This is a genomic window from Kitasatospora sp. NPDC091207 (genome assembly GCF_044768625.1).
In the GTDB taxonomy this organism is placed as follows: Bacteria; Actinomycetota; Actinomycetes; order Streptomycetales; family Streptomycetaceae; genus Kitasatospora.
The window spans coordinates 182,346-205,385 of the sequence record NZ_JBIVVS010000015.1; the positions used below are offsets into that span (position 1 = coordinate 182,346).

A 23,040-nucleotide genomic window follows, 5' to 3' on the forward strand; every position below is an offset into this window, starting at 1 on the left:
GCCCCCGCCCCCCCCCCCCCCCCGGGCGGGGGGGGGGCCCGCCGGGGGGGGGGGGCCGCCCCCCCCCGCCCCCCCCGGCGGGGCCCCCCCCCCGGGGCCGCGCCCCCCCCGCCGCCTCGTTCCCTCGTTCCCTCGTCGCCTCGTCGCCTCGTCGCCGGGGCGATCAAGGGCGGTCAGGGGCGGTCAGGAACAGACGCGGACGATCAGGGGCGGTCGAGCGTGATGGAGTTGACCGGGCCGAGGTCGGCCCAGACGCCGTTCTGGGCGGGCATGTCGTAGGTGCAGTTGGTGCCGTTGTAACCGAGGCACAGGTGGGCGTGGGCCCCGCCGGTCTGGTTGTTGAGGACCCAGTGCCAGCCGGTCTTGTTCGACAGGTTGTGGGCGCCGTAGCTGTAGAACACGTCGGTCGGCGGGGTGGAGGTGGGGGCGCCCTCGCCGTAGACGCAGACCGCCCCGGACGGACAGCCGTCCCAGCTGTCGGCGGCCTGGGCACCGGTGGCGCCCAGGGTGGTGACGGCGGCGGTCGCAAGGGCGAGCGCGGCGGCGGCGTGCAGGATCCTGCGCATGGTGGTTCTCCCTCTGATGTGGCTGGTCCGGGGACGACTGATCCGGCCGGTGATCAGCAGCGTAGGAGCGGGGCGGCGACAGCGGTCCCTGACGGATGACAGGGTGTGGCGGGCGACGGACGGGCGCCCCGGTCCCGGGTCGGGGCGGGGCGGCCACGGTCGGTCCGGGGCCGTGAGGGTCAGCGCGCAGCGGTGGTGAAGGTGTCGCAGCTGGTCATGGCGCCCGTGCGGTAGCCGGTGGTGAACCAGGCCTCGCGCTGCTCGGAGGAGCCGTGCGTCCAGCTCTCCGGGTCGATCCGGCCGGTGGCCCGCTGCTGGATCCGGTCGTCGCCGACGGCGGCCGCCGCGTCCAGCCCCTGGGCGATGTCCTGGTCGGTGAGGATGCTGATCAGCGGCCGGCCGGTGGCGGCCTGCGGGGTGGTGGTGGCGTGGTGGGCCCAGACCCCGGCGTAGCAGTCCGCCTGGAGTTCGAGCTTCACGGAGGCGCTGTTCCGGCCCTGCCGGTCCCGGCCGACCTTCTCCGTCGTACCGGTGAGGTTCTGGATGTGGTGCCCGTACTCGTGGGCCACCACGTACGCCTCGGCGAAGGGCCCGCCGCGGGCGCCGAACCGGGTGGAGAGCTCGTCGAAGAAGCCCAGGTCGACGTAGGCCTGCCGATCGCCCGGACAGGAGAACGGCCCGACGGCGGAGGTCGCCGCGCCGCAGGCGGTGGAGACCCGGTCGGTGAACAGGACCGTCTCGGCGGGCCGGTAGGGCGTGCCGTGTCGGGGCAGTTCGCCCCGCCAGTACTCCTGGACGCTGTTGGTGACGGCCACGATCCGGCAGTCCTGGCGACGGTTGGCGTCCGCCCCGCTGCGGCAGACCTGCTGGACCTCCCCGGCGGTACTCGGCCGCGCACCGGCGCCCGACCCGCCCCCGTCGGAGAGACCGAGCAGGCCCGGGTCGACGCCGAGGAGCACCGCGACCAGGGCGACCAGCAGGCCCGCCGCGCCGCCGCCGACGGCGATCCTGCCGCCCGGCCTCCCGCGCCGGTCGTCCACCTGCGAGGTGTCGAGGTCCCCCTGGTCGTCGAACTGCATGGCCATCCGTCCGTCGTGCCCGCCGCGACCCCGGGGTGCGGCCGCCCGGCCACGGTAGCCCGCCGGACCGCCCCGGCCGGGGAAGGACGCGCAGGTCAGGGGCGGTCTGCCGGGGGCGGCGGCCGACCACGCGCCGACGACGGACGCCCCCACGACGGACGCCCCGGCCGGGCCCGCCCCGGTGCGGGCGGGCCCGGCCGGCCGGCGCCTACCGCGGCGCCGGGGCGTAGCCGGCGGGCCGGACGGTGAAGGTGCCCCGGCCCTGGGTGCGGCTGCGCAGCCCGGTCGCGTAGCCGAACAGCTCGGCCAGCGGCACGGTCGCCCGCACCGTCGCCGTCACGGCCGCCGCACCGGCGCGGTCCTGCGAACCCTGGACCCGGCCGCGGCGGGCCGCCAGGTCGCCGAGCACGCCGCCCACCGCGTCCTCGGGCACCTGCACGGTCACGTCGGCGACCGGCTCCAGGAGCAGCGGGTTGCAGGCCCGCAGCGCCTGGCGCAGGGCCTGGCGCCCGGCGGTGCGGAACGCCAGGTCCGAGGAGTCCTTGGGGTGGGTGGCCCCGTCGGTCAGCGTGACGAGCACCCCGGTGACGGGATGGCCGCCCAGCGGGCCCTCGGTGAGCGCGTCCCGGCAGCCGGCCTCGACCGCCTGGACGTACTCCTTCGGCACCCGCCCGCCGGTGACGGTGGAACGGAACACGAACCCCTCCGCCGCCCGGGCGTCGTCGGCGTCCAGCGGCGCCACGTCGAGCACCAGCTGGGCGAACTGGCCGGCGCCGCCGTCCTGTTTGACGTGCCGGTGGACCAGACCGGACACCGTGCCCGCGATGGTCTCCCGGTAGGCCACCTGCGGCCGCCCGACGGTCACCTCCAGCCCGTGCGTCCGGCGGATCTTCTCCACCGCGACCTCCAGGTGCAGTTCGCCCAGCCCCGACAGCACCCGCTGGCCCGTCTCCGGATCGGTCCGCACCACCAGCGACGGGTCCTCCTCGGCGAGCCGGGCCAGCGCCGTGGCCAGCCGTTCGCCGTCGGTGCTCCGGCGGGCCTCGACGGCCACCGTGACGACCGGGTCGGCCGCCACGGTCGGCTCCAGCACCAGCGGGGCGCCGGGCGCGCAGAGCGTGGCGCCCGCGCGGGCGGCCTTGACCCCGACCACGGCGACGATGTCCCCCGCCGCGGCCGACTCCGTCTCGGCGTGCCGGTCGGCCTGGACCCGCAGGATCCGGGCGACCCGTTCGGTGCGTCCCGCACCGGCGTCCAGCACCGTGTCCCCCTTCCGGATCGTGCCCGAGTAGACGCGCAGGTAGGTGAGCCGGCCGGTCGCGGTGGCGTTCACCTTGAACACCAGCGCGGCGAACGGCCCGGCCGGGTCCGCGGGGCGCCACTGCTCCGCGCCGTCGAGCAGACCGCGCACGGCGGGCACGTCCAACGGCGAGGGCAGATAGGCCACCGCGGCCGCGAGCAGCGGTTCGATGCCCCGGTTGCGGTAGGCCGAGCCGCACAGCACGACCACGGCCTCCCCGGTGCGGGTGAGGTCGCGCAGCGCGGCGGCCAGCGTGCCGGTGGAGAGCGCCGCGTTGTCGCAGTACTCCTCCAGCGCGCCGGGGTGGAGCCCGGCCACCGCCTCGTCGAGCAGGTGGCGGCGGTGCTCGGCCTCCGCCCGCAGCTCCTCGGGGACGGGGCCCTCCCGGTAGGCGTCCGGGCCCGGCCGGTCCGCCCAGGTGAGGGCGCGCATCCGCAGCAGGTCGACCACGCCGGTGAAGCCGTCCTCCCGCCCGATGGGCAGCTGGACGACCAGCGGGGCCGGGTGCAGACGGTCCCGGATGGAGGCGACCGCCGTGTCCAGGTCGGCGCCGGCGCGGTCGAGCTTGTTGACGAAGGCGATCCGCGGCACGCCGTGCCGGTCGGCCTGGCGCCACACCGATTCGCTCTGCGGCTCGACGCCCGCCACGGCGTCGAACACCGCCACCGCCCCGTCGAGCACCCGCAGCGAGCGCTCCACCTCGTCGGCGAAGTCCACGTGGCCGGGGGTGTCGATCAGGTTGATCCGGTGGCCGTCCCAGGCGCAGCTGACCGCCGCGGCGAAGATGGTGATGCCCCGGTCGCGCTCCTGGGGGTCGAAGTCGGTGACGGTGGTGCCGTCGTGGACCTCGCCCCGCTTGTGGGTGGCGCCGGTGAGGTAGAGGATCCGCTCGGTGACGGTGGTCTTGCCCGCGTCCACGTGGGCGAGGATGCCCAGGTTGCGCACGGCGGCGATGGCCGTGGTGGTCGTGCCGGTCGTCGTGGTGGCGGTCGTGGTCGTGCCGGTCGTGCCGGCGAGGTCGGTGCGCATGGCCCGGTGCCTTTCGCAGTGTTCCGCAGAGGTGGCGGCGCGATTGCGGCGACGACGGCCGTGGCCGGCCGGAGGGCGTCCGGCCGCGCGCACCGCCCACCCTGGGCTCCGTCATCGGGGCCGGGTGGAGCGGCGGTTCAGGCGTTCGTCGCGGACTTCCGGTGCCGGCCGCGCAGCGGGCACCGGACGCACGAGGACACCAGGATCACCTCGTACCGCGACGAGGGAACGACAACAGCGGTGCGGTAGCGCACGACCGGTCCTCCCTCACTCGTCACGGGGCACGCCACCCCACGGACGTGCGGCGGCGTGCGACTGCGGGGCGAGTCTAGGGAGCCCGCACCGCACGGGTCACCCGGTTTTCCCGCCCGACCGACCCCCCGCCCCGGACCGACCGCCCGCCCCGGACCGACCGGCCGACGACTGTCCGACCGCTCCCGACCGGTGACGCGCGGAATCCGGTCGCGCGGCGCGCGGCCGCCCGAGCACCACGCCCGCCAGCACCAGCAGCAGGCCCACCGCCTGCGGCGGCCCCAGCTCCTCCCCCGCCACCGCCGTGCCGAGCAGGACGCCGGTCAGCGGGTTGAGCAGGCCGACCAGTCCGACCGTGCCAGCCGGCAGGTGTCGCAGACCGGCGAACCACGCGACGAACGCCAGCGCGGTGGCGACCACGGTGACGTACCCGAGCGCGAGCAGCTCCGACAGGTCCGGCGCGGGCGGCGCCCCCTCGACGATCGCGGCCGCCGGGAGCAGCACGAGCCCGCCCGCGATCAGCTGCCAGGAGGTCGAGGCCAGCACGTCCGCGCCGTCGCGCCATCGTCCGGCGAGCACGTAGCCGCAGGACGAGACCAGCATCGCGGTCACCGAGGCGGCCAGCCCGGGCAGGCTCACCGGACCCGTCCGGGTGAGTACCAGCAGCCCCACCCCGCCCAGGCCCAGCACCGCGCCGGCCAGGTGCGCGCGGGCGGGTCGCTCGGCGGTCAGGGCCCAGGCGATCAGCATCATCGCCAGCGGGGAGGCCGCCATGACGGTCGAGGCGACGCTGGTGGCCAGCAACTGCGAGGCGACGTAGAGCAGGGCGAAGAAGACGCCCGTGTTGAGCAGCCCGAGCACCGCCGAGCGCCACCACCAGGCGCCGCGCGGCCGCCGCCGGCACAGCGCCAGCAGGATCAGCCCGGCCGGCAGGGCCCGCAGGGCGGCGCCCCAGAGCGGGAGGTCCGCCGGGAGGAACGCGCGGGTGACGTAGTAGTTGGCGCCCCAGGCGACCGGAGCGACGGCGGTCAGCAGCACCCATCGCAGATTGGCTTCCATGGAAGCAATATAGCTTCCCAGGAAGCTATCAGGCTAGGATGGTGCCATGGAGCAGCAGCGCGAACCGGTCGGCCCCCCGCCCGGCACCCCCGACCACGTGGCCGCCATCCAGGCCGAATGGCGGCGGGAACGGCCCGACCTCGACGTCTCGCCCCAGGCGGTGATCGGCAGGCTGCACCGCCTCGCCGACCGCCTCACCGAGGAGCTCGGCCTGGTCTACGGCCGCTACGGCCTCGGCGAGGGCGAGTTCGACGTACTCGCCGCACTGCGCCGGGCCGGCTCCCCGTTCGAACGGGCCCCCGGTGAGCTCGCCGCCCACACGATGGTCACCACCGGGGCCATGACCAAGCGGATCGACCGCCTGGAACGCGCCGGTCTGGTCACCCGCCGCCGCAGCGACGCGGACGGTCGCGCGCGCGTCGTCGCGCTCACCCCGGCCGGCCGCCGGCTGATCGACGAGGCCTTCACCGCCCACATGCGCAACGAGCACCGCCTGCTGGACCTGCTCACCCCGGCGGAGTCGGGCGCCCTGGAAAACCTGCTGACCACCTGGCAGCACCGCCTGGACCATCCACGGCCGCCCGCCGGCGACTGATCGTGGGGGCGGGCCGCCCCCACGAGTGCCGCCGACGGCCGCTCAGGGGGTCGGCCGCCACCCCGGGGGCGTCAGCCCGGTGTCGTCCAGGATCCGGGCCACGCTCTGCTCCAGGGTGCTGTCCTGGCCGATGACCCGCTCCACGCCCCCGGGCAGCAGGTCGCCCCCGACGTACCAGCCGGTCATCTCCTCGGAGCCGAACTCGGCGGACTGCGGCCGCCGGGCGTGGCGCCGCAAGGTCTCCGCCAGGTCGACGTCGAGGTAGTACAGCCGGGTGCGACCGCGATGGTCTGCGGCCAGCCGGCCGAGCATCGGGCCGTAGCGCGCGGCGGAGAGGATGCCTTCGACCACGACGTGGAAGCCGTGGTCGAGCGCGTAGCGGGCGACGGTGTCGATCAGACCGATCGCGGCCGCGCCGTCCGTGTCCCGCTCCCGCAGCACGGTCCGGCGCAGATTGTCCTGCCCGACCAGCGCCAACCCCCGCCCGTACCGGTCGCGCAGCGCGGCCGCGACGCTCGACTTCCCGGATCCGCTGTTCCCCCGCAGGACGATCAGCACGGTGTGCTCACTCCCCGTCATCTGCCCCACGCTAGTGGACGGCGGCCGGAGCGGCGGGCGCCCGGCCCGATCGGGCGTCGGCCCGACCGGTCCCGGCGGGCGGCACGGCCGGGGGTCGGGCCGGCGGCGGCTCAGCTCCGGTCGGGGGCGACTTCCAGGTCGCGCCGCATCGAAGGCACAGACATCGCCACCCGCCCGGGGCGGCGCGACGACCATCACCGGGCGTTCCCGGCGGGCGGGTCGTTCAGGGCCCGGCACCGGCGGCGGAGGGACCTTGCCCGGCACCACGACGCCGCCGCGTGGTGAACGCCAACGGCGATGGCCTGTCCGCCCGTTACGGCTTCAGCTACCTCGCCTCCGGGTTGGACGTCGACCACGTCACGCCCATCCCCACGGCGGGGAGGACGTGAGCGGGAACGTTCAACTCCTCTGCCCGTCCTGCCATGCGGCGAAAACCTGGGCCGACCTTCAGACGAGGCGCCCGCCGTCCTGAATACCTGGCATCCGCCTACGACCTCAGTTGTCGGGAGTGAAGAACCCGCTGTCGATATCGGAGATGGCGATCCAGTGGTCGAACCGCACGCGCAGCAACACCGCCGATTGGCAGCCTTGGCAAGCTGTCGATCGAGGTTGGCAAGCTGCTTCCGCTGCTCCGCCGCGTCATACCACCCACTCCACGCGTCCGAACTCCTGTTCTCCGGCCCGGTGTCAGGGGCCTGGCCTGCTCGCCGAGGCGTACTGTCGGGCCCATGGCGAACGACCATCTCGGGGACCGTCTGGCCAGGCTTCGCAGGATGGCGGACCTGACACAAGAGGGCTTGGCAGAGAAGTCCGGCGTATCCGTGGACGTTGTCCGGAAGCTGGAGCAGAGGCGCAAGCAGTCCGCGAGACTGCCCACGCTTCACGCACTGGCCAAAGGCCTTGACGTCGAGCTGACGACGCTCCTCGGAGATCCGCCCGCCGTGCCGTCCACCGGCGACGCCGAGCCCCCGGAACTGGTCGCCGTCCGCCGCGCCATCATGCCGCCACTGTTCGCTCCACCTCCCGCGCCCGACGGGGCCGACAGGCTCTCGCTGCCGATGCTCCGTGCCGAGATCGCGGACGCCTGGACGCTGTACCACGCCGCCGAGTTCGGCCGTGTCATGGAAGTGCTGCCCGGCATCATCGCCGACGCCCGCCTCGCTGCCGCCGTGGGCAAGGGACGGGATCGACTGAAGGGCCAGCACGCGCTGGGAAAGGCCCTTCAACTCGGCGGCCATCTCGCCATCCGACTGGGCAAGACCGATCTCGGCCTGTCCAGCCTGGAACGGGCGACAGCGGCGGCAGACTCCTCCGAGGATCCCTTGCTGCCCGCAATGATCTGCAACTCGGTGGCCTGGACGTACCAACGCCAGAACCGGCTGGACGACGCCCAATCCCTTGCAGTTCACGCCGCCGACGGTGTCGAGCGGGAGCACTCCACAAGTGCTGAAGGCCTGCGGGTCTGGGGCGGCCTGATCATGTCGGCCGCAACCAGCACGGCCCGCAATGGGGACTACGGCGGCGCGTCGGACATGATGCTCACCGCCGAACAGGCGACGACGCGCCTCGCCCAGCTTCCGGCGCCCGCCGACGGACGGATGGTCAGCATCTTCAGCCGCTCCTCGGTGCGAATCGAGCGGGTCCGCCTGGCCGTCCAGCATGCCCGACCGGACGAGGCCCTGAAGTTGGCCCGGGGCATGCGGCTCAGCGCCGACACCCCTCCATCATGGCGCACCTGGCTGCTCCTGGACATCGCCCGCGCCTATACGGACATTGGCGATGCGGCCGGAGCGGTGACCAGCCTTGAGAAGCTTCAGCGGGTCGCTCCCGGCTGGATGAGGCACCACACCCTCGCCGTGTCCATCGTGGCCGATCTCTGGGCCGGACCCGCGCGCCCGCCCGGGCTGCGGAGGTTGGCACAGAACCTGGGCGTAGCTGATGAGCGATCAGAAGTAGGACGTTCCGTTCCTGTTACTCGTACATCCGTCACGGCAGCCTTTCCGTACGAACACGGAGAGGAGCGGAGCCGATGACAGCGAACGCCCCGGGCACCAGGAAGCACTCCCGCCGCAAGGCAAGTCGTCGTCAAGGAGCTCCGCCGTCCACCACCCCCTGGACGAGGACGACGGCACATACGGCGAAGGCAATCGGCCAGGGCATCCTGCGGGAGTGGCTCCCCCGCGCCTGTGGCGCGGACATCTGTCCCGACTGGGGGCAGCATGACGCGGTCTGAGAAGGCCCCCGAGGTTCCGGCAGAGTGCCCGGTATGCCGGTCGTTCGACCGCATGGCCGGCATCTTCGCCGAGGCCCCCGCAGAGCTTCACGACGAGGACGCCGTGCGCGACATTCAGAGGCTCCGTGAGGGGCACGACGCGAAGTGCCGCAGCAAGACGGGTGCGGCGTGAGGACGCTCCCTGAAGTGCCCGAGCGCAATGCCGAGACGGAGTGCCCGGGATGCCTGTACTTCGACGGGACCGCAGCGCAGTACCCGGCCGACGTGAACCCCACCATCGCGCGCCACCTGGTCCGGCGGCGTCAGCGGCACACCGACGACGGGGAGCGCGAGAACCGGAGGTGGACCCGGATGAGTGACCACCAGGACAACTCGCGGACAGCCCTACAGGGCCTCTCGGAGGAGCCTGAGCCCGTAGACCCGTTCAAGTGGATCAGGGCCCACCCGTGGCCGCGCGAGTACCCCTCCGGGCCTCGGCCGGTCCTCACCCCCGAGGAGCACGCCGAGGTGCCCCTGACGGCCGAGGAGCGACAGCGCCGGGCGCTGCTGCTGGCACGGCTCCGGGAAGCCAACCACCGGCGGCACTGACCGGAGTGCGCCACCCCATGACTCCCGCCCTGACCGGCCGACCTTGGACAGTCGAACGGTCGGAGCGGGCCCCTGAAAGGCTCATCAACCAGATGAAGGGAAGTACGGCCATGCGACAGAAGATCACGGCGCACATCCTGGGGAACGGCAGCTGCCCCGCCGGCGGAGACCACCAGTACCAGATGTGGAGTGCCAAGATGCGCTGCGTCAAGTGCGGTGCCACGCAGGGCTGATCATGCGCTCCGGGGAGGGGGGCCGTCCGGGGCTCCCTCCCCCTCGCCGAAGGGATCAAAGTATGGAACCTCACGTCAGCTGGGACAACCTTCCCGAAACGGTGAGGGCGGTGGTCGAGGAGCGCGATGGGAAGGTGCTCTCTGCCGAAACGGTGCCCGAGGGAATCACCTGCCGAACGGCGCTGATCCTCTCGACGACGACCGCGAAGCTGTTCCTGAAGGGCGCGCTCATCGCCGACCCCGGCAGCTGGGAAGCGCAGCGCATGGAAGCCGACATCAATGCGGCGGTTGGCCGAGTGGGCCCGGCGATGCGCTGGGAAGCCGTCGTCGACGAATGGCACCTGATCGCCTTTGATTGCGTGGACGGCCGACATGCCGACCTCACGCCGCAGTCACGGGACGCGGCGATCGTCGCCGACACCCTCAAGCGCGCTCGTTCCTGCCGCGCGCCTACCGGCGGACGTGTCCCGTTGCTGACCGAACGGTACCGCCGGGTTCTTCGCCCCGGGGACTCCGCGGCACTCGAAGGCTCGTCGCTGCTGCACACCGACACCAACCCGCACAACCTCTTGATCGCATCCCAGCGCGGCTACCTGGTCGACTGGGCCATGCCCGCGGTCGGCCCAGCATGGGTGGACGCCGCACAGACAGCAGTCCGGCTCATGGGGTACGGATGGGAGCCTCGGAACGCCCGTGCGTGGCTCAGCGGCTTCTCCGAGTGGGCGCACGCCGCCCAGGCCAGGAGGGCCGCTTTCGTACGGGTGGTCAGCGATGACGCCACAGCCCGGTTCGGCCCGTACGCCGAGGAAGAGAACGCCCGGCTCCGGGCACTGCTGAGCTGACCCACGACCGGCGGGAGAACGCCACCGGACAGGTTCTCTACGCCTGCCCGCGCTGCGCCCCGACCGTCCGCACCCCGCCGACGCCAACTGGGACTGGAACGCCATCCAGCTGTCCTGATCCCCGATCCGCCTCCGGCATGACCAAGCGAAGGCCGGTGACCCCCTGGTCACCGGCCTTCACGCGGTCCGGACGCTCTGTCGTTCCGAATCCATCGGCGCTCCGGACCTGCCCGGAGCCGCTCCAGGGGCCTCGAACTACGCGCGCGCCGCCCGCCGTTGGCGGAGCCAGGCGAGCGCGCCGACCAGACCGACCGCACCGCCCGCACAGAGTTTGACGGCACCCTTGGCGAGCAGCCAGCCGATGCCGGGGGCCGTCCAGCCCAGCCAGTGGAAGACCGCCAGCAGAACCGCCACGGCACCCAGCGCCGCCAGCACGGTGGCGGCCACCGCCGCCCCGGTGGAGAGTTCGCGCTCCTCCGTCGTCGCCTGCGTCCCGCCCGTATCCCCATGATCCATAAGGGCGATCCTAGCCCGGCCTCAGCGCGGGGCGTGATGGGTGTCGCCGCTGTGCTCCCCGGTCTCGTGGTCGGGAAAGCTCACGGCCAGGGTGACGCGGTACTCGTAGACGTCGTCGCGATGTCCGGGCACACGGGCCCAGGCCAGCGAGTGCACCTCGGCCTCGGGCGCCTGCCGGCACCAGGCGGCGGCCTCCTCCAGGGCCCGCGCCGCCGAACGGCCGGTGCACACCACGGCGGTGTACGCCGCGACGGCGACGTCACCGCCGCTGCGCCCCGCCCGCGAGACCGCCCGGACGGCAGCCGCGGCATGGGTCAGGTCACGGGCCAGGTCGTCCACCACACGAGGCGGCGCCGGGAGGACCACCGGCCCCTCCGCCACGGTCTCCGGCAGGTTCGTGCTCACCGTCTGGGCCTCCATCCGCCTGGTCGCGGGACTCCGCCGGGTGCGGGATCCTCCTGGTCACCGGCCCAAGGATGCCGGGCCGCCGTTCCTGGCATGACCACTTTCACCAGAACATCACCCGTCCGGGGAGCTGATGACGGAGAGCTCGACACCGAACACCCCGCACTGGTAAAGGACCTTCGCCCCATCGGACCTGGTCAGGCCCTCCTGCCACGGGCGCCGCCCGGAGCCCGTCCGCACGTGCGCGCACCACCCCCGTACCCCGGACCGCCTGCCCGACCGCCGGACGCGCCGGGCCACGCTCGTGACGAGACCGCACAACTCCCGGCACAGGAACGGGAGATACCGGCCACGCCCGACCACTAGGATCCCTTGAACAGCGCAGCCCGCCGCACCGGCGGGCGCCGGTCGAGGGGGTCCCCGTGCAGCTCAACTCATCTGTTCCGTACCGCCGTCGAAAGCTCTGGCTGCCCGCGGCGGCCCTCGCGGCCGTGGCCGTGGCCGGCTGCTCGTCCTCCGGCGGCGGAACGGCGGCGGCACCCCCGCCCACCACACCCGCGGCCACCACCACGGCGTCCACCGCCCCGACGCCCACCGGACCCACCGCGCCGACTCCCACCGTGCCGACTCCCACCGCGCCGACCACCACCGTGCCGACTCCCACCGCCACCGGCAAACCCACCGGGGCGGCCGCCCACCGGCCCGCGGACGCCTGCACCCTGCTGACGTCTCCTCAGGTCATCGCCGCGGTGGGCACCGCCGGCCCGTTCCGGGGCACCCACCCCGATCCGGCGAGCGACGGCAGCACGCCCTGGGGCTGCACCTGGGGCTCCCGCGAGTCGTACGCCTCCCTCCGCGAGGCGGGCCCGAACGCCCTGGCCGCCGCCCGGCAGGACGGCCAGCTCCAGGTCACCCCGCTGCCGGGGGTCGGTCAGGACGCGGTGCTGACCCAGCGCAAGGACGGCACCCACCCGAGGGTCCTCGTCCTGGCCGGCGACCGCTCCTACGCCGTCGAGGTGGTCAAGGACCGCAGTCCGCACGACGAGGTCAACGCCCCGGCCGAGGCACTCGCCGAGGGCGCGCTGGCGATGGTGCTGGGCAAGTCGCTCACCGGCTGAACCTGATCCCCTTCCTCCGCCAGGGGGTTGAGGATCGAGTCGGGGCCGGCTGACGGTCCGGAGGGTGCACGGGCGCCCTCCGGCGGGGTCCCCGACCCACCGGCCGGCGGGCCGCGGTGGCTCCCCGGCCCGGTGCGAGCGGCGGTGGCGGGCGCGAGGGGGCGGAAGTGGTACGGCCAGCGGTACGCCGTGTCAACTGCACCGCACCCGACCGAATGTCACGGTTCGATCCGCGTCGTGTCCTGACGATTGTGACGCCGACGGTGCCACCGAATGCCGTCGGCCGACCGTCCTGTGAGGTGTCCACGTCGTCAGCACGCACCGCCATCGGGGAGCCACCATGTCCGTCCGCCACCCTCGCCAGCTGCTCGTCTCCGCCGCCCTCCTCGTCGGGGCGGGGCTCGCGTTGACCGCCTGCGGGCCCGACAACGCCGACTCGGCCGGCGTCACGCCGGCCCCCGCGCCCACCACGGTGGCCGGCGCCCCCTCCGCGACGGGCGGACCGACCACCGTTGCCCCCGCGACGGGCGCACCGACCACGGCGGCGGCATCACGCCCCGGCACGCAGACGCCGCCCGCCGCGAGCCCGTCGGGCGGCACCCGGCCCGAGGGCGGGGGCACCGGCACGGCCGCCGCCCACCCGTGCGACATCACGAGCCTCTCGATCCACGTGACGGCCCGCTCCGGGGCGCCCCACCAGTGGGTGATCGAGGTGCGCAACACCGGCGCCGACGCCTGCAGCCTGAGCTCCTCCCCCGGGGTCGACCTGGGCAACGCCACGTCCCGCGACCAGAGCCGGAACATCAAGCCGGTGCTCGCGAGCGGTACCGCGCGGTTCCCCGTCCCGGCGGGCCGGAGCGCCTACGCGGTGATCGACCTCGACCCGAGCGGCGCCACCACCGGCACGGCCCCCGGCATCGACGAACTCAACGTGCTGGCCGACCAGGACGGCACCAACATGCCCCTCGCCAACACCCAGAACTTCCCGCTCACCAGCGGCGTACCCGTCCTGAACCCGCGGATGGGCCTCTACCGCGCCGGCCTGGCGGAGGCGGTCACCTCCATGACGGCCGCCGGCAAGTAGCCCCCTTCGTGGCCGCGGTGCCGGGCCGGTGCCCCCCAGGATGATGGGATGTCCCCGGGCCGACCGGCGCTGCCAGGATGCCGCACACGGAGCCGAACGCTCCCGCCGGGTCCGGCGCCCCGCACGTCGTCCGTGCGGGCCGCGCCGGTGCGCCGGGCCGTCCCGAAGGAGAGATCCACACCCATGAAGATCCGCCGAATGGCCGCCGCCGCGGCCGCCGCGGCCGTGCTGGCCCCCCTGCTCGTCCTGGCCACCGGGACCGAGGCGAACGCCTTCCCCCGGCAGCTCTCGAAGCGGGAGCAGTGCACCGCGGCGTGGAACGTCAACTACTGGTCCGGCGGCGAGGCGTTCGCGCGCGGCCAGTGGGCCGCCTGTATGGCCTGACCGTCTGCGCGGCCCCCGGCTCCGGCCGGGGGCCGCCGGCCCCGCGACGGCTCGGGGTACGTCCGGTTCCAGGAGTGCGCCCCCGGCTCCGGCCGGGAGCCGCCCCGGACCCTCGCGGCAGCGGCGGAGGGCCGCCGGGGAGACGCCGGGCGGCGCAGCCCGTTCCCTCCGGGGCGTGAACGGCACCGGGGCTGGGGCGGCGGGCGGATGCGGGCACGGCACGGGCGTTCACAGAATGACGCCACGGCGCCGTACCCCGTACTCCCCCCGACAGCCAAGGCGGACCGTATGAGCCGACTCCACCCACCCCGACCCCCGGGCGGCCCGCGCAGCGCGCCGGCTGCCCGCCCGGCGGCGCGCCGAAGGCCGGTGTCCCGCACGGGCACCGCCCTGCTGGGCGGGCTGGCCCTGCTCGCCCCGGCCCTGGCCGGCTCGCTGGCCACCGCACCGTCCGCGCGCGCCGACAACCCCACCGTCTCGGTGAACAGTCTGCGCACCGGCTGGGACGCCGCCGAGCCGGGCCTGGGCCCCGCGCAGGTCTCCGGCTCGGACTTCGGCCGGCGCTGGTCCACCGCCGTCGACGGCGCCGTGCTGGCCCAGCCACTGGTCGCCGGTTCGACCGTGGTGGTCGTCACCGAGACGAACCACGTCTACGGCATCAGCGCGACCGACGGCCGGATCCTGTGGCAGCGCGCGCTCGGCACGCCCGTCCCGTCCTCCACCGCCTGCCTCTCCCCCGGCACCGGCATCACCTCGACACCCGTGTACGACAAGGCGAGCGGCACGGTCTACCTGGTGGCGAAGTCCAACGAGGGCGGCGCCCACTTCTCGGCGCACGCGCTGGACATCGCCTCGGGCGCCTCGCGCAGCGGCTGGCCGGTCACCGTCCAGGGCGCGCCGGTGAACAGTCCCGGGGTCGCCTTCGACCCGGGCACCTCGGCGCAGCGCGCCGGACTGCTGCTGCTGGACGGCGCGGTGTACTTCGGCTTCGCCTCGGACTGCGGCGTCGGGACGTACGTCGGCGTGGTCGCGGGCGTCAACACCGGCACCCGCAAGCTGACGCTCTGGTCCACCGAGTCCGGCTCCGCCTCGCAGAACGCGGGCGTCTGGATGAGCGGCGGCGGTCTGGTCTCGGACGGCACCGGGCGGATCATCCTGGCCACCGGCAACGGCGCGGGCACGGGCTCCTCCCCGCCCAAGGGCCCCGGCGACAAGCCGCAGGGCCACTTCGCCGAGTCCGTCGTCCGGTTGGGCGTGAACGCCGACGGCAGCCTCGCCCCGAAGGACTTCTTCAGCCCGACCAACAACCGGGACATGGACCACGGCGACGTGGACCTCGGCTCCGGCGGGCCGGCCGCCCTGCCGTCCGGCTTCGGCACGGCCGCCCACCCGCACCTGCTGGTGCAGGTCGGCAAGGACGGCCGGATCTTCCTGCTGGACCGCGACCACCTGGGCGGCATGGGCCAGGGACCGAACGGCACCGACGGCGCGGTCGGCACGACCGGCCCGTTCAAGGGCGTCTGGGGCCACCCGGGGGTCTGGGGCGGCGACGGCGGCTACGTCTACCTGGTCGAGAACTACGGGTCGCTGCGCGCGCTCAAGTACTCGGTGAACGGCACCGGAAACCCCCAGCTGACCAGCGCGGGCACCAGCGCCGAGGGCTTCGGCTACGCCTCCGGCTCGCCCGTGGTGACCTCCAACGGGACGGTCTCCGGCTCGGCGCTGGTCTGGACCGTCTACTCCGGCACCGGTCCCGGCGGGCAGAACGGCGAGCTGCGGGTGTACGACCCGCTGCCGGTCAACGGCACGCTCAAGCTGCGCCGCAGCTTCGCGCTCGGCACGGTGAGCAGATTCGCCGTCCCCGCCACGGACGGCGGGCGGGTGTTCGTCGGCACCAAGGACGGACACCTGGTCGCCTTCGGCCGCGCCGCTTCATGACCGCCGGGCGCACCGCGGCCCCCCGAACACCCGGCCCCGGCCCGTCACCCGTTCGAGCGCGATTGTCCGCGCATCGCGCGGGTTGGACCGGCGGCCGGGCCCGGCGGCTCGTAGCGTCCTGACCCACGGGGCCACGCGGCCCACCGGGCCCGTGTGCTCCTCCCACCCGCCCTCTCCCGAGGAGGAATCCCGATGAACCGCACCGCCGCCCCGCTGCCCGCCCCCACCGCGGTACCGCCCGAGCGCGCGGCCGGCGCCGTCGCGAGGCCCGCCTGGTCCCCGCCGGCGGTGGAGTGCCACCGCACCGGCGCCGAGGTCACCGCCTACGCCGGACGGGCCGCCCAGTGGCTCAACCGCTGACCCGCGAGCGGTTCGCGGCCAGGCTGTACGACCTGCGGGAACGGTACTGGGACACCCACCCGTTCCATCTGCGCCTGCACTCCGGTGGCTGCACGCCACCGGAGTTGCGGCGCTGGGTCGCCAACCGCTGGTACTACCAGCTCAGCCTGACCCGCAAGAACGCCGCGATCATCGCCAACTGCCCGCTGCCGGAGGTCCGTCGGGCCTGGGTCGACCGGCTCGCCTACCAGGACGGACCGGCCCCGGAGCGCACGGCCCCGGAGGGACCGGGCGGATCCGCCGAGGGCGGGCCGGCCGAGGGCGGGCTGGCCGACTGGCTGGTGCTCGCCGACGCGGTCGGCCTGGACCGCGCGGAGGTCCTCGACCAGCGGCACGTCGCCCGCGGCGTCCGCTTCGCCGTCGACGGCTATCTGCACTTCTGCCAGACCAGGCCGTGGACGGAGGGCGTGGCGGCGGCCCTCACCGAGATGTTCTCGCCCGATCACATGGCCGACCGGGTCACCGCCTGGCGCACCCACTACGACTGGATCGACCCGGCGGGGTACGCGTACTTCGAGCACCGCATCCCCACCGCCCGCAAGGACAGTGCCCGCACCCTGGAGCTCGTGCTGGACCACTGCGTCACCGCCCACCAACAGCAGGCCGCGCTCGACGCACTGGCCTTCAAGTGCGAGGTGCTGCGCGCCATGCTGGACGCCGTCGACTACGGGGCCGACCGGTGACGACCACACCGGCCGTCGAGGTGCCCGGGCTGCGGCGCGGGGTGCGGCTGGTGCACGACCCGGTCCGGGACCGCGCCGCCCTGCTGTACCCCGAGGGTGTCCTGCTGCTCAACGACACCGCCGCCGCCGTGCTGCGCCACTGCGACGGCCGGCGCGACACCGGCCTGATCACCGCCGGGCTCGCCGCGGAGTACGACGGGGTGGACGGAGCGCAGGTCCGCGCACTGCTCGCCGACCTCGTCGAACGCCGGCTGCTCACCCTGGACGGCTCCGGCTCGCCCGCGCTGCCCCACTCGGCCACCGGGCTGCCGGGCGCCGCCGTCCGGGCACCGGCGCCGTTCGGCCTGATCGCCGAACTCACCTACCGCTGCCCGCTGCAGTGCACCTACTGCGCCAATCCGGTCGAACTCGCCCGCTACCGCGATGAGCTGGACACCGACCAGTGGCTCCGGGTGCTCGACCAGGCCCGCGGGCTCGGCGTCCTCCAGGTGCACCTCACCGGCGGCGAGCCGCTGCTGCGCCGCGATCTGGCCCGGATCGTCGCCCACGCGCACGGCCTCGGCCTCTACACCAACCTGGTCACCAGCGGCATCCCGCTGGACGGGCCGCGCGCCGACGCGCTGGCCGGGGCGGGCCTGGACCACGTCCAGCTCTCCGTCCAGGACGCCGACCTGCGCCGCGCGGACGCCGTGGCCGGCCTCGCCGCGCACGAGCGCAAGCTCGCCGCGGCGGGGCTGCTGACCGGTGCGGGGCTGCCGCTGACCGTCAACGTCGTGCTGCACCGGGGCAATCTGGCCCGCCTCGGGGCGCTCGCCGACCTGGCGGTGGCGCTCGGCGCCGACCGGGTCGAGCTGGCGCACACCCAGTTCTACGGCTGGGCCTGGCACAACCGGGCCCACCTCGCCCCGAGCGAGGCACAGGTCCGCCGGGCCGAGCTGGACGTGGCCGCCGCCCGGGAGCGCCACGGCGGGCGGATCGAGATCGTGCACGTCGCGGCCGACCACCACGGCGGCACCGTGAAGCCCTGTATGGACGGCTGGGGCAAGCGGCAGCTGGTGGTGGCACCCACCGGCGACGTGCTGCCCTGCCTGGCCGCCGCGCAGCTGCCCGGTCCGCCGCTGCCCAACGCGGTGACCGACGGCCTGGCGGCGAGCTGGCACGACTCGCCCCTGTTCAACCGCTACCGGGGCACCGACTGGATGCCGGAGCCCTGCCGCGGCTGCGCGCTGCGCGAGGTGGACCACGGCGGCTGCCGGTGCCAGGCGTTCCAGTTCACCGGGGACCCGGGGGCCACCGATCCGGCCTGCCGCCTCTCCCCCGACCACCACCTGGTCACCGGGCCGGTCCCGGCGACCACCCCGGCCCCCGCACCCCGGAGGTTGCGCTGAAGATCCGGATCCTCGGCACGGCCGCCGGCGGCGGACTGCCCCAGTGGAACTGCGGCTGCGCGGGCTGCTGCACCGCCCGCCGCACCGGCGCCGCCCGCGGTCAGGACTGTCTGGCGGTCAGCGCGGACGGCGCCGCCTGGTACCTGGTCAACGCCTCGCCCGACCTGCGCGGCCAGCTGCTGGCCGCGCCCGAGCTCGCCCCGGCCGAGAGCACCCGCGACACTCCCCTGCGCGGTGTCCTGCTGACCAGCGGCGAGCTCGACCACACCCTCGGCCTGCTGACCCTGCGGGAGGCGGCCGGGCTGAGCGTGCACGCCACCGAGCCGGTCCGCGCCGCGCTGCACGGCGCCTTCCCGGTCGGCCCGCTGCTCGCGCCCTACACCAAGGCCCGCTGGCAGACCGTGGTGCCCGGCACCGCCGTCGAGCTGGCCGGCGGGCTGCGCGCCGAACCGCTGGCGCTCGGCGGCAAGCGGCCCCGGTACGCCGCCGACCTGCCCGGCGAGGGCTGGGAGGACCGGGCGGACTGGGTGAGCGGCTACCGATTCACCGCCGCCGGGAGCCGGGCGAGCGCGGTGTACGCGCCCGGGCTGGCCGCCTGGACGCCCGAGCTCGACCGGGCGGTGGCCGACGCGGCCGTGGTGATCCTCGACGGCACCTTCGCGACCGACGACGAACTCGCCGAAGGCACCGGCGGCGCGCGCACCTCACGCGGCATGGGCCACCTGGCGGTCCGGGACTCGCTGGTCCACCTGGCCCGGCACCCCGGACCGCGCTACCTCTACACCCACCTCAACAACACCAACCCGCTGGCCCACCCGGGCTCCCCCGGTTCCGCCGCCCTGGCCCGGGCGATGGCCGCGGCGGGCGCGGCCGTCGCCGAGGACGGGCAACTCGTCGAGCTCTGAGCACCGCCGCCGCTCCCCGGCCGGGCCGGCCCCGCGCGCGTCGCGCCGCGGACCCGCCGCCACCTGCCCGTTCACCGGACCGTGGGGCCCGGGACAGCCGCCGCTCACCCGGGCCCGGTCAGATCGTCGTGATACTAATCATTGCGGTAATACGAACTGTCATGGACTGGCAGGCACGATGGTGACAGCCCGTCCGTTCCCCGGGGGTCCGGACGGTGACGGGGAGGACAGGGCATGAAGGCACGGTTCGACAGCGGACAGCAGGCGGGCCGCCGGATACGGCTGGGCAAGCGGATGACCGGGACGGCGGCCGCGTTCACCGCGCTGGCGGCCCTGACCGGCTCTCAGGTGACGGGCCTCGGACTCTCCGCCGTCGCGGCCGCCGAGCCGCTGCCGCCGGTGATCGACCCGACCACGGCCGTCGTCGTCTCCGCCACCGCGCTGCCCGGCACCGCGCCCGACGGGACCGCCCTGCCGACGCTCCCCGGCGGGTCCGCCGTTCCGGTGGACGGCGGGGGCGCCGTCCCGCTGCCGCAGCCGCCCACGACCCTGCCGGGCGACCCGTCCGCCGGACCGTTCCGGACCGGACCGGCCCTGCCGGCGACGGTCTTCGCCGCCTACCGCAAGGCCGAGACCGCGCTGGCCCTGCGCTCGCCCGCCTGCCACCTGCCCTGGCAGCTGCTGGCCGCGATCGGCGAGGTCGAGTCCGGCCAGGCCAACCGGGGCGGGGTGGACGCCGCCGGGACGACGTACCGGCCGATCCTCGGCCCGGCGCTCAACGGCAACGGCTTCGCCGCGATCTCCGACACCGACGGCGGCCGGTACGACGGTGACCGGCTCTGGGACCGGGCCGTCGGGCCGATGCAGTTCATCCCCTCCACCTGGGCGTACTGGGGAGTCGACGGCAACGGCGACGGCCAGGCCGACCCCAACAACATCTTCGACGCCGCCGAGTCGGCCGGCCGCTACCTCTGCGCGGGCGGGCGCGACCTCGCCGACCCGGCGCAGCTCGACCGGGCGATCCTCGGCTACAACAACTCGGGCGAGTACCTGCGGACCGTCAAGAACTGGATGTCCCACTTCGGCACCGGCACCGCGACCACCACCCCGGACCGGCCGGCCCCCGCCACCACGCCGTCCCCGTTCGCGACCACGCCGGCGACGACCGCGCCCACGCCCACCGCGCCCGCACCGGCGACCAGCCCCGCGGCGCCCGCGCCCGCGGAGACGCCGACCGGCGCGGCGACCGGCACCCCGACCACCACCCCCACACAGCCGCCGACGGGTACGCCGAGCCCGGCTCCGACCACGGCGCCCACGGCCACCTCCTCGCCGTCGCCGTCGGCCACCACCAGCCCGAGCGCCACGCCGACCGGGACGCCCAGCGCGACCCCGACCGGCACCCCGACCGGCACCCCGACGGCGACCCCGACCGGTACGCCCAGCGGTACGCCCACCACCTGCGCCACTCCCACCGCGACGGCGACGCCCACCGACGGCGCGAGCCCGGCGGCCACCGCGACGGCCACCGCGACGCCCACCGCGCCCGGCTGCCCGACCCCGACCGGCACCCCGACGGCGGCCCCGACGGACGCCGCCGCGGCGAGCTCCTCGCCCTCCCCCTCGGCGGCCCTCTCCCCGTCACCGTCGGCACGCTGACCGCGCGCGGCGCGGCGGATCCGGCACCCGGTCAGTCCAGGTCCGCCGCGTCCTCGTCGTCCTCGTCGTCCGCGTAGTGGCCGGCCTCCCGGTCCTGCTGCTCCTGCACCTTGACCGGGAGGTCCGGATCCCAGTCGGAGGTGCGGGGCAGCTCGGGGCCGTCGGGGCCGAGGCGGACCACCGGTTCGACCCGGACCAGCCGGAACCGCCGGTCGGCGGCCCGGAGTTCATGCCCGCGCTCGGCGTCCAGCCGGTCGGCGGCCGCCGCGTACTGGGCCCGCTCCTCCTCGGTGAGCTCCGGCATCAGGCGCGGGGCGAACTCGCGCAGGTAGGCGGCGAGACTGTCCCGGGCGGCCTGCGGGGTCTCGCAGGCCCCGGTCATCGGGCCCCAGCGGCCGCCCTCGTACTCGGCGACGGCGCAGTGCGCCGGGAGCACGAAGACGTTCGGGTACAGCCGGGAGGCGAGCCGGGCCTCGGCGCGGACGTCCTCGGGGATGCCGCGACCGGTCGGCACCAGCGCCATCATGTCCAGCCGGAGGATCCCGTCGACCAGGGTGACGCCGGCGGAGGGGTCGATGACGAAGCCGTCGATCCGGGACGGCACCTTGTAGGCCTTGCCGACGGCGGCCGGGTCCGGGTCGGTGGGGCGCGGCGGCTCGATGCCCTCGGGGCCCGACCGCAGGACCTGTTCGGCACGGAAGACGCGGTACTCCCGCCCGGCGACGGTGATCTCGTCGAGGGCCTCCCAGTCCATCCGCCGGTAGGCCTCGGTGTAGGCGGCCCGTTCCTCGTCGGTGATGTCCCAGGTGGCGGCGAACCGGGTCCCGGGGGCGGCCTCGGCCCAACAGCGGAACTGATGGCCGAGGTCGTCGCGGGCCATCTGCGGGGTCGTCGCGTGATAGCCGAGGATGCGCCAGGCGCCCTCGGCGGTGCGCTCCAGGGAGCCGAAGGCCGGCGGCATCATCAGCAGGCTCGGGTACCGCTCGCGGGACGCCCAGGCGTCCAGGCCGGCCACGGCCGCGACCGGGTCGTCGGTGTGGGCGACCCGGATGGTGAGGTGCTCCGGCAGCTGCACAGCGTCATCGTCCATGCGGCCAGTGTTAGCGGACGCGGTGAGCGTGCCGCAGGGATATCCGGGAAGTGCACCCGACCGGGCAACGGGGCGGGATCCTGCGCGCCTCGGCCCCGGTCCGCGCGCGCCACGAGGGGACGCGGGCACCCGCACGACGGCACACCCGGGCGCGCTCCGGGCGGGTGGACGACGCGCCCGGACAGCGGACGCGGGGCCCGTCCGGGGGGAGATCGGACGGCCCCCGCGCCGCCGGTCGGCGGACCGGCGGCGGGCCGGTCACGGGCGGCGGGCGGCATCGGCCCCGCCGGGGCCGGCGCCGCTCACGGGCCGGTCAGAGGTGCCTGGTCAGCTCCGGCATCAGGTCCTGGAAGGTGCGCCCGCTCGCGGGCTGGCCGATCGCGGCCATCTGCCAGCCACCCGCCGAACGCTGCACCTTGGCCATGATCTGGGCGGTGTACGGGCCGCCGCCGGTGAGGGTGTAGCGGGCGAGCTCGGCACCGGTCTGCTCGTCGACCAGCCGGCAGAAGGCGTTCTCGACCTCCTGGAAGGTCTGCCCGGTGAAGGAGTTGACGGTGAAGAGGATCTGGTCGACCTCGGCCGGCACCCGGGTGAGGTCCACCGTGATCGACTCGTCGTCGGTGGCGTCCCCGGCGCCGCCGGTCAGATTGTCCCCGCTGTGCCGCACCGAACCGTCGTTGCTGGTGAGGTGCTGGAAGAACACCACGTCGACCGGCTTGCCGGCGGCGAACAGTACCGCGGAGGCGTCGAGGTCGATCTCCTGCGAGGCCAGCAGCTTGGCGAAGAACCCCTTCTTCTGGGCGGCCCGCCAGCCGAGGCCCATCCGCACCACGCCCAGCTGCCCCCCGCCCGGCTTCTCCAGGCTCAGCTTCTGCCCCTTGGCCAGCGAAACGCTCATCGCGTCCTCCTCCGTTGCTCCACCCTGCGCCCTGAATCTACAACACTGTAGAGATTCCCGGCGCACAAGGTCGTCCCTGGTACTCCCCGTACCCCGCTCCCACGGTCAACACCACATCGTCCGGACACGGAGCGGTGCTCGACGCCGGCCGCTCCCCCGGCCACTCCCCCGACCGGAGCGCCACGCGGTGCCGGTTCCGCACGCGGCGCCCGGCACCG

General features: G+C 74.8%; 23 protein-coding genes. 14 read left to right on the forward strand and 9 right to left on the reverse strand.

The window, feature by feature from the left end:
* Nucleotides 1-203: 203 nt before the first annotated feature.
* The 4 genes from ACIQTO_RS24160 to ACIQTO_RS24175 form a co-directional block, all read right to left on the reverse strand.
* Entirely contained in the window at nucleotides 204-566 is a 363-nt protein-coding gene (locus ACIQTO_RS24160) for a hypothetical protein (RefSeq protein ID WP_402391615.1), read from the reverse strand.
* 179 nt (nucleotides 567-745) lie between these two features.
* A complete protein-coding gene (locus ACIQTO_RS24165) occupies nucleotides 746-1,645 on the reverse strand; it encodes a neutral zinc metallopeptidase (protein WP_402391694.1) in 900 nt (299 codons plus the stop codon).
* A gap of 208 nt (nucleotides 1,646-1,853) precedes the next feature.
* Nucleotides 1,854-3,974, reverse strand: coding sequence for an elongation factor G (gene fusA, locus ACIQTO_RS24170; RefSeq protein ID WP_402391617.1), 2,121 nt, complete (start codon nucleotides 3,972-3,974; stop codon nucleotides 1,854-1,856).
* Between the two features lie 351 nt (nucleotides 3,975-4,325).
* The gene (locus ACIQTO_RS24175) at nucleotides 4,326-5,285 is read right to left on the reverse strand and encodes an EamA family transporter (RefSeq protein ID WP_402391619.1); all 960 of its coding nucleotides are present in this window, start codon (nucleotides 5,283-5,285) and stop codon (nucleotides 4,326-4,328) included.
* A gap of 46 nt (nucleotides 5,286-5,331) precedes the next feature.
* On the opposite strand from ACIQTO_RS24175, the gene ACIQTO_RS24180 reads away from it, so the two are divergent.
* Nucleotides 5,332-5,880, forward strand: coding sequence for a MarR family winged helix-turn-helix transcriptional regulator (locus ACIQTO_RS24180; RefSeq protein ID WP_402391621.1), 549 nt, complete (start codon nucleotides 5,332-5,334; stop codon nucleotides 5,878-5,880).
* Between the two features lie 42 nt (nucleotides 5,881-5,922).
* Here ACIQTO_RS24180 and ACIQTO_RS24185 read toward each other — a convergent pair whose 3' ends face one another.
* Nucleotides 5,923-6,459 (reverse strand): AAA family ATPase, encoded by a 537-nt coding sequence (locus tag ACIQTO_RS24185; RefSeq protein ID WP_402391624.1) that lies wholly within the window; start codon nucleotides 6,457-6,459, stop codon nucleotides 5,923-5,925.
* Between the two features lie 728 nt (nucleotides 6,460-7,187).
* Here ACIQTO_RS24185 and ACIQTO_RS24190 point away from each other — a divergent pair.
* The 4 genes from ACIQTO_RS24190 (at nucleotide 7,188) to ACIQTO_RS24205 (ending at nucleotide 10,355) form a co-directional block, all read left to right on the forward strand.
* The gene (locus ACIQTO_RS24190) at nucleotides 7,188-8,492 is read left to right on the forward strand and encodes a helix-turn-helix domain-containing protein (RefSeq protein WP_402391627.1); all 1,305 of its coding nucleotides are present in this window, start codon (nucleotides 7,188-7,190) and stop codon (nucleotides 8,490-8,492) included.
* A 386-nt stretch (nucleotides 8,493-8,878) separates the two neighbouring features.
* Nucleotides 8,879-9,280 (forward strand): hypothetical protein, encoded by a 402-nt coding sequence (locus ACIQTO_RS24195; RefSeq protein ID WP_402391629.1) that lies wholly within the window; start codon nucleotides 8,879-8,881, stop codon nucleotides 9,278-9,280.
* A 110-nt stretch (nucleotides 9,281-9,390) separates the two neighbouring features.
* Nucleotides 9,391-9,513, forward strand: coding sequence for a hypothetical protein (locus tag ACIQTO_RS24200; protein WP_286185328.1), 123 nt, complete (start codon nucleotides 9,391-9,393; stop codon nucleotides 9,511-9,513).
* 62 nt (nucleotides 9,514-9,575) lie between these two features.
* Entirely contained in the window at nucleotides 9,576-10,355 is a 780-nt protein-coding gene (locus ACIQTO_RS24205; protein ID WP_402391631.1) for a phosphotransferase family protein, read from the forward strand.
* 255 nt (nucleotides 10,356-10,610) lie between these two features.
* Here the strand turns inward: ACIQTO_RS24205 and ACIQTO_RS24210 are convergent, their stop codons facing one another.
* Nucleotides 10,611-10,871: a hypothetical protein gene (locus ACIQTO_RS24210; protein ID WP_402391634.1), complete on the reverse strand. Its 261-nt coding sequence runs from the start codon at nucleotides 10,869-10,871 to the stop codon at nucleotides 10,611-10,613.
* Nucleotides 10,872-10,892: 21 nt separating this feature from the next.
* Nucleotides 10,893-11,276, reverse strand: coding sequence for a hypothetical protein (locus ACIQTO_RS24215; RefSeq protein ID WP_380577156.1), 384 nt, complete (start codon nucleotides 11,274-11,276; stop codon nucleotides 10,893-10,895).
* A 422-nt stretch (nucleotides 11,277-11,698) separates the two neighbouring features.
* On the opposite strand from ACIQTO_RS24215, the gene ACIQTO_RS24220 reads away from it, so the two are divergent.
* From ACIQTO_RS24220 to ACIQTO_RS24260, 9 genes are all read left to right on the forward strand, one after another.
* Nucleotides 11,699-12,394: a hypothetical protein gene (locus tag ACIQTO_RS24220; protein WP_402391637.1), complete on the forward strand. Its 696-nt coding sequence runs from the start codon at nucleotides 11,699-11,701 to the stop codon at nucleotides 12,392-12,394.
* Between the two features lie 340 nt (nucleotides 12,395-12,734).
* The gene (locus ACIQTO_RS24225) at nucleotides 12,735-13,478 is read left to right on the forward strand and encodes a DUF4232 domain-containing protein (RefSeq protein ID WP_402391639.1); all 744 of its coding nucleotides are present in this window, start codon (nucleotides 12,735-12,737) and stop codon (nucleotides 13,476-13,478) included.
* Between the two features lie 183 nt (nucleotides 13,479-13,661).
* Nucleotides 13,662-13,862, forward strand: a complete 201-nt coding sequence (locus ACIQTO_RS24230; RefSeq protein ID WP_402391641.1) for a hypothetical protein — start codon at nucleotides 13,662-13,664, stop codon at nucleotides 13,860-13,862.
* A gap of 369 nt (nucleotides 13,863-14,231) precedes the next feature.
* Entirely contained in the window at nucleotides 14,232-15,800 is a 1,569-nt protein-coding gene (locus ACIQTO_RS24235; RefSeq protein ID WP_402391644.1) for a PQQ-binding-like beta-propeller repeat protein, read from the forward strand.
* Between the two features lie 192 nt (nucleotides 15,801-15,992).
* The gene (locus ACIQTO_RS24240; protein ID WP_402391647.1) at nucleotides 15,993-16,160 is read left to right on the forward strand and encodes a hypothetical protein; all 168 of its coding nucleotides are present in this window, start codon (nucleotides 15,993-15,995) and stop codon (nucleotides 16,158-16,160) included.
* Nucleotides 16,145-16,882 carry a pyrroloquinoline quinone biosynthesis protein C gene (locus tag ACIQTO_RS24245; protein ID WP_402391650.1) on the forward strand — a complete coding sequence of 246 codons (738 nt, stop codon included), beginning with the start codon at nucleotides 16,145-16,147 and terminating at the stop codon, nucleotides 16,880-16,882. The genes ACIQTO_RS24240 and ACIQTO_RS24245 overlap by 16 nt, the downstream gene beginning before the upstream one ends.
* The gene (pqqE, locus tag ACIQTO_RS24250) at nucleotides 16,879-18,270 is read left to right on the forward strand and encodes a pyrroloquinoline quinone biosynthesis protein PqqE (protein WP_402391652.1); all 1,392 of its coding nucleotides are present in this window, start codon (nucleotides 16,879-16,881) and stop codon (nucleotides 18,268-18,270) included. The genes ACIQTO_RS24245 and pqqE overlap by 4 nt, the downstream gene beginning before the upstream one ends.
* Nucleotides 18,271-18,305: 35 nt before the next feature.
* Complete coding sequence (gene pqqB / locus ACIQTO_RS24255; protein WP_402391696.1) at nucleotides 18,306-19,175, forward strand: pyrroloquinoline quinone biosynthesis protein PqqB; 870 nt, start codon at nucleotides 18,306-18,308, stop codon at nucleotides 19,173-19,175.
* A 234-nt stretch (nucleotides 19,176-19,409) separates the two neighbouring features.
* Nucleotides 19,410-20,834: a lytic transglycosylase domain-containing protein gene (locus ACIQTO_RS24260; protein WP_402391655.1), complete on the forward strand. Its 1,425-nt coding sequence runs from the start codon at nucleotides 19,410-19,412 to the stop codon at nucleotides 20,832-20,834.
* 31 nt (nucleotides 20,835-20,865) lie between these two features.
* Here the strand turns inward: ACIQTO_RS24260 and ACIQTO_RS24265 are convergent, their stop codons facing one another.
* Nucleotides 20,866-21,924 (reverse strand): DUF5954 family protein, encoded by a 1,059-nt coding sequence (locus tag ACIQTO_RS24265; RefSeq protein WP_402391658.1) that lies wholly within the window; start codon nucleotides 21,922-21,924, stop codon nucleotides 20,866-20,868.
* A gap of 313 nt (nucleotides 21,925-22,237) precedes the next feature.
* Nucleotides 22,238-22,822 carry a TerD family protein gene (locus ACIQTO_RS24270; protein WP_402391661.1) on the reverse strand — a complete coding sequence of 195 codons (585 nt, stop codon included), beginning with the start codon at nucleotides 22,820-22,822 and terminating at the stop codon, nucleotides 22,238-22,240.
* Between the last annotated feature and the right edge of the window lie 218 nt (nucleotides 22,823-23,040).

What these genes read in the sequence shown, in the direction of transcription:
- ACIQTO_RS24270 (WP_402391661.1), bottom strand. Translation starts at nt 22,822, where the DNA reads ATGAGCGTTTCGCTGGCCAAGGGGCAGAAGCTGAGCCTGGAGAAGCCG.
- ACIQTO_RS24205 (WP_402391631.1), top strand. Translation starts at nt 9,576, where the DNA reads ATGGAACCTCACGTCAGCTGGGACAACCTTCCCGAAACGGTGAGGGCG.
- ACIQTO_RS24200 (WP_286185328.1), top strand. Translation starts at nt 9,391, where the DNA reads ATGCGACAGAAGATCACGGCGCACATCCTGGGGAACGGCAGCTGCCCC.
- ACIQTO_RS24160 (WP_402391615.1), bottom strand. Translation starts at nt 566, where the DNA reads ATGCGCAGGATCCTGCACGCCGCCGCCGCGCTCGCCCTTGCGACCGCC.
- ACIQTO_RS24190 (WP_402391627.1), top strand. Translation starts at nt 7,188, where the DNA reads ATGGCGAACGACCATCTCGGGGACCGTCTGGCCAGGCTTCGCAGGATG.
- fusA (WP_402391617.1), bottom strand. Translation starts at nt 3,974, where the DNA reads ATGCGCACCGACCTCGCCGGCACGACCGGCACGACCACGACCGCCACC.
- ACIQTO_RS24260 (WP_402391655.1), top strand. Translation starts at nt 19,410, where the DNA reads ATGAAGGCACGGTTCGACAGCGGACAGCAGGCGGGCCGCCGGATACGG.
- ACIQTO_RS24230 (WP_402391641.1), top strand. Translation starts at nt 13,662, where the DNA reads ATGAAGATCCGCCGAATGGCCGCCGCCGCGGCCGCCGCGGCCGTGCTG.
- ACIQTO_RS24175 (WP_402391619.1), bottom strand. Translation starts at nt 5,285, where the DNA reads ATGGAAGCCAATCTGCGATGGGTGCTGCTGACCGCCGTCGCTCCGGTC.
- ACIQTO_RS24240 (WP_402391647.1), top strand. Translation starts at nt 15,993, where the DNA reads ATGAACCGCACCGCCGCCCCGCTGCCCGCCCCCACCGCGGTACCGCCC.
- ACIQTO_RS24265 (WP_402391658.1), bottom strand. Translation starts at nt 21,924, where the DNA reads ATGGACGATGACGCTGTGCAGCTGCCGGAGCACCTCACCATCCGGGTC.
- ACIQTO_RS24210 (WP_402391634.1), bottom strand. Translation starts at nt 10,871, where the DNA reads ATGGATCATGGGGATACGGGCGGGACGCAGGCGACGACGGAGGAGCGC.
- ACIQTO_RS24185 (WP_402391624.1), bottom strand. Translation starts at nt 6,459, where the DNA reads ATGACGGGGAGTGAGCACACCGTGCTGATCGTCCTGCGGGGGAACAGC.
- ACIQTO_RS24165 (WP_402391694.1), bottom strand. Translation starts at nt 1,645, where the DNA reads ATGCAGTTCGACGACCAGGGGGACCTCGACACCTCGCAGGTGGACGAC.
- ACIQTO_RS24180 (WP_402391621.1), top strand. Translation starts at nt 5,332, where the DNA reads ATGGAGCAGCAGCGCGAACCGGTCGGCCCCCCGCCCGGCACCCCCGAC.
- ACIQTO_RS24225 (WP_402391639.1), top strand. Translation starts at nt 12,735, where the DNA reads ATGTCCGTCCGCCACCCTCGCCAGCTGCTCGTCTCCGCCGCCCTCCTC.